Here is a 621-nt window from a genome sequence, read left to right as displayed (position 1 = left end):
GTCATCGTCCAGCTCGATCACGTCGATGCGCTGACCCAACGGTGTCCCGCCGAAGCCGATGCCCATCAGCCCGACGACCATGTTGCCGTTCCAGTCGCCCCATTCTTCGCCGGTCAGGAACTCGATCGACGTCGTGCCCTGCGACCAGCCGTTGTTGCTCCAGATCGGCGGCATCGCATCCGGGTAGGTGTCGAAGTCGGTCATCGGCATGAAGTTGGCACGCTCATAGCGGTTCATGCCTTCGTTCTGGTTCGGCATGTAGCCGCAATACCCGTCGGGGCAATCCCCACGGCCGGCCATGTTGTCGCGCGGGTCCCAACCGGCGTTGCCACCGTTCTCGAGCACCGTGATCTCGTCGGAATGCCACGGGCCATGTTCCGCCGTGATCGGCGTGTTGGTCTCGGGATGGAAGGTGATGCCCTGAACGTTTCGATGCCCGTAGGTATAGACCCGGGGATCGAACCCTTCCGGCGGGTTGTTCTCGGGTGCGGCGTTGCCGTCGGTGTCGATCCGCAGGACCTTGCCGCCCATCTTCGTCGGGCTTTGCGGGAGCTCCGCGTTGTGGTTGTCGCCCGTGGTGACGTAGAGATACCCGTCACCGGGGTTGAACCGGATGCGGCC

The 621-nt window shown here is 63.8% G+C and carries 1 protein-coding gene; it reads right to left on the bottom strand.

Going from position 1 to position 621, the window contains the following annotated elements; all coding sequences use genetic code 11:
* A partial coding sequence (locus GQE99_RS20290; protein ID WP_161353784.1) for a PQQ-dependent sugar dehydrogenase occupies positions 1 to 621 on the bottom strand: 621 nt, incomplete at both ends.

It is taken from the genome of Maritimibacter harenae (assembly GCF_009882975.1).
Taxonomy (GTDB): Bacteria; Pseudomonadota; Alphaproteobacteria; order Rhodobacterales; family Rhodobacteraceae; genus Maritimibacter; species Maritimibacter harenae.
This window is presented reverse-complemented; position numbering and strand designations above follow the sequence as displayed.